Consider the following 3,257-nt stretch of genomic DNA (forward strand, 5'->3'; position numbering starts at 1 on the left):
CGCCAATTTCTGATTGGCTGATCAATTTTAAAAAAGAATCAATGCAGAATCAACCGATTAAAGGGGTAACTTCTGAATCTATAACCGTTGATTTGCCCACCCCCTTCTGCTTGCATAAACTATGGTTAGAGCTTTACAAAAAAGATTTTATGACTATCCGTCCTAAGCCAGAAACGGCAAGTAGTGAAGTTGAGCCAGCATATGCAAAAGACGATAACGGGAACGATTTGGTTGGTGACGCTATGAAGGTGATACCACCAGTATTTTTAACGATTAAAACAACAGGGAAAAAAGAAGAAAAAGTAGAATGGGGTAAAGAGCCAATTGGTATACGGCAGCAATTGGCGGCATTAGGCTCGAAACTTAAAGACCCGCGCTATAATTTTATTTGTAATCCAGGAGACTGGAAGCCAGATATTGATGGCAAAGTAAGAAAGGATTTAGATGCACTTCTTGAAAGTTGGATAGGAAATACAAAGCCAGTGACCATACTTGATTTATCAGGAATTCCTTCAACCATACTGAATGATATTATTGGAGCTGTGTTAAGAATTTTATATGATGCTGTGTTTTGGGGAAGAAAACTTCCAGAAGGCGCATGGGAACGCCCACTTTTACTTGTCCTTGAAGAAGCTCACACATATTTAGGCAAAGAGAATTCTGGCACAGCAGCCGATGCTGTCCGAAGAATTGCAAAAGAAGGGCGTAAATATGGTGTTGGTGTGATGGTTATTAGTCAACGTCCATCTGAAATTGATACAACCATACTGTCACAATGTGGGACCATGATTGCTATGCGTCTGGGAAACAATACTGATCGTGGGCATATCACCGGGGCAGCATCGGATAATCTTAAAGGGTTGTTTGAAATATTGCCAATTTTAAGAACTGGTGAAGCGATAATAGTCGGTGAGGCAGTCAGCCTTCCTGTACGAACACTTATTGAACCACCTCCGCCTGAGCGAAGACCCGATAGTACAGATCCCAAAGTTGTTTCTCGAGGTTCTATCGAAGAGGGATTTGAAAGTCCAGGCGGATGGAACCAGAAAATCGAAAGAGAACGTTATGATATTATGGTTTACCAGTGGAGAATCCAATCTGCAAAGTATGACCATAGCGTTTTTAAAGAAAATGAACTTAATAACAGAGGAGAAAATGATGAGTGAATGGATTTCAACACCACAATCATCTAATGTGGCAGGTTTTAGCTATGAGGAAGCAAGTCAGACTCTAACAGTAGAATTTAAAAGTGGCAGCAGATACAACTACTACGATGTCCCGCTGCATGTTTTTGAAGGGATGAAATCAGCCGCATCAAAAGGCAAATATCTTAATGCTGAAATCAAAGGTGCCTACCGTTATGCAAGGCAGTGATTGATGGTACCGATCATAGACCGGACTTGCACCGTACCCTCTAAATCTATCACGAAAAAGGAATGATCTGTTTACATCATTTTTCAAGTGGTTGGAAGGCTCCCCAAAATGCACCTACCTTTTACTCCGATGTGTTCCAGAAAAGCAGGTGATTTTGGCGTTATTCGGACGCTGCGCGTCCGAATAACGTGGCATATTGAGGAAATGATTTCTAACTATAAAATAAACTCAGAGTATTAAATACTGTGCCGGTTGTTCAAATTGTTACGCCACCTCAAGCAAAAAATCCAACACTTTCTCATCTACTGGATTTTTGGTAATATGCTCGCTTAAAAGTTTGAAGATAGTCCAGTAGGCCCAGGGCAACTTTTTTGAAAGACAGGCAAAATTCGCCTGCCTCTTTTTTATGCAAAACATTTTAAACAAACCGTATTACCGTTTTCAAACAATCCCTTCAAACCAAAACACGGCACTAAAAAATGACTAAGATTGCTCACGATCCTTTTAGGATATAAGCAAACTTAGAGATATAAGAAAAAGTGAACCTGGGTCCACTTTTAAGAAAATTAGAGGGTGTCCCCCTGGGGGGGACAAATTTAGAAGTTATGCAAAACATCGTGATTATGCCCTATTACAGTTTTTAAACAACCCCTTTAAACTGTAACACGGCATTTAAAAAAATGACCAAAGTTACTTACAATCTTTTTAGAATGTGAACAACCTTAGAGATAAGAATATAAGTAACTTTGGGTATGAAATGTAGGAAAAGATTGTGCGCACGGGAACATAGGTGCTTTTAAGAATGACCTTTTGAAAAACCTCCAATAAATTAAAAAGCTTTTTATTCCCGCCTCTATTATGGCTTCCGTAAAGGTAAGAATTTGGAGCTGTGAGCATAAACCGCTTCGCTATTTATCCCTCCCATCTTGCAAATCTCCACCTTGACCTCAGCTTGGCGGGAATTTGTTGTGGTTATAAATTTATTTTTTTGGGGAGGTTTAAGGGATGAAAGAAAAAACAAAGGAATTAAAAAACAAGTTAGAGCAGTTGGCAGGGGAGATTGTTGTTAATGGTGAGGAGATGGACAGGTATATTAAAAGTTGGCGAAACGGCTTTCATTCATACAGTTTTGGAAATATGCTTTTAATTTATTTTCAAAAGGGAAATGCCACGCTTTGCGCAGGTTATAAAACTTGGCAGAAAAAAGGAAGGCATATTAAAAAAGGGCAAAAAGGGATAAGTATTCTTGCACCGGTGTTTAAAAAAATTAAAGAAGAAGTTAAAAATGGGAAAGGAGAGAAAGAAAAAGTCGAAAAAATTATAACACTTTTTAGGGAGGTAAAGATTTTTGATGTATCACAAACGGAAGGCAAAGACTTAGAAAATGAAGTTTCAAACTATGTTGATGGCAGAGAATCAAAAATAACATTTGAAGAGATTAAAGATATTTTTACTTTTGAGGTTGAAGTTGTTAAAAACGTTGTCGAGGGAGGAAGCACAAACGGAAAGAGTGTTAAGGTCGCTAAGAGTGAGAACGGGGCTTTTATGCTTTCATCATTATTCCACGAGTTGGGGCATTGTTATTTAAACCACGTTGGAGATAAAGAAAAGACAAGAGAGGTTAAAGAGATTGAGGCAGAGGCGGTTGCTTATATAGTTAGTAGTTATTTTGATATTCAAGACGAAGGTTCAAAGTTCTATATTAAAAATTGGGGAGGGGACAAGGAGACCGTTAAAAAATCAGGGCTTAAAATTTTGCAGACAGCAGAAAAGATAATAAGGAAAATTGAGGAGGGGAATAAAAAGTAAATATTTTTACTTTTTTATTGTAAGTAACAATAAAATCAAGTATAATATTGTTAAATACAAAAAGTAGAGGGGAA

The 3,257-nt window shown here is 38.0% G+C and carries 4 protein-coding genes; 3 read left to right on the forward strand and 1 reads right to left on the reverse strand.

Annotated features, from left to right (window positions below; translation table 11 throughout):
• Together Q7U95_RS02760 and Q7U95_RS02765 are read left to right on the forward strand one after the other, a co-directional pair.
• Positions 1 to 1,166, forward strand: a 1,166-nt coding sequence (locus Q7U95_RS02760) for an ATP-binding protein (protein WP_308751749.1), incomplete at its 5' end; no start/stop codon positions are given.
• Positions 1,159 to 1,374: a KTSC domain-containing protein gene (locus tag Q7U95_RS02765; RefSeq protein WP_308751750.1), complete on the forward strand. Its 216-nt coding sequence runs from the start codon at positions 1,159 to 1,161 to the stop codon at positions 1,372 to 1,374. The genes Q7U95_RS02760 and Q7U95_RS02765, both read left to right, overlap by 8 nt.
• A gap of 264 nt (positions 1,375 to 1,638) precedes the next feature.
• Here the strand turns inward: Q7U95_RS02765 and Q7U95_RS02770 are convergent, their stop codons facing one another.
• Entirely contained in the window at positions 1,639 to 1,791 is a 153-nt protein-coding gene (locus tag Q7U95_RS02770; protein ID WP_308751751.1) for a hypothetical protein, read from the reverse strand.
• 588 nt (positions 1,792 to 2,379) lie between these two features.
• On the opposite strand from Q7U95_RS02770, the gene Q7U95_RS02775 reads away from it, so the two are divergent.
• Positions 2,380 to 3,183: an ArdC family protein gene (locus tag Q7U95_RS02775; RefSeq protein ID WP_308751752.1), complete on the forward strand. Its 804-nt coding sequence runs from the start codon at positions 2,380 to 2,382 to the stop codon at positions 3,181 to 3,183.
• The last annotated feature ends 74 nt before the right edge of the window (positions 3,184 to 3,257 follow it).

It is taken from the genome of Candidatus Oleimmundimicrobium sp. (assembly GCF_030651595.1).
GTDB lineage: Bacteria > Actinomycetota > Aquicultoria > UBA3085 > Oleimmundimicrobiaceae > JAUSCH01.

What these genes read in the sequence shown, in the direction of transcription:
- Q7U95_RS02775 (WP_308751752.1), top strand. Translation starts at nt 2,380, where the DNA reads ATGAAAGAAAAAACAAAGGAATTAAAAAACAAGTTAGAGCAGTTGGCA.
- Q7U95_RS02765 (WP_308751750.1), top strand. Translation starts at nt 1,159, where the DNA reads ATGAGTGAATGGATTTCAACACCACAATCATCTAATGTGGCAGGTTTT.
- Q7U95_RS02770 (WP_308751751.1), bottom strand. Translation starts at nt 1,791, where the DNA reads ATGTTTTGCATAAAAAAGAGGCAGGCGAATTTTGCCTGTCTTTCAAAA.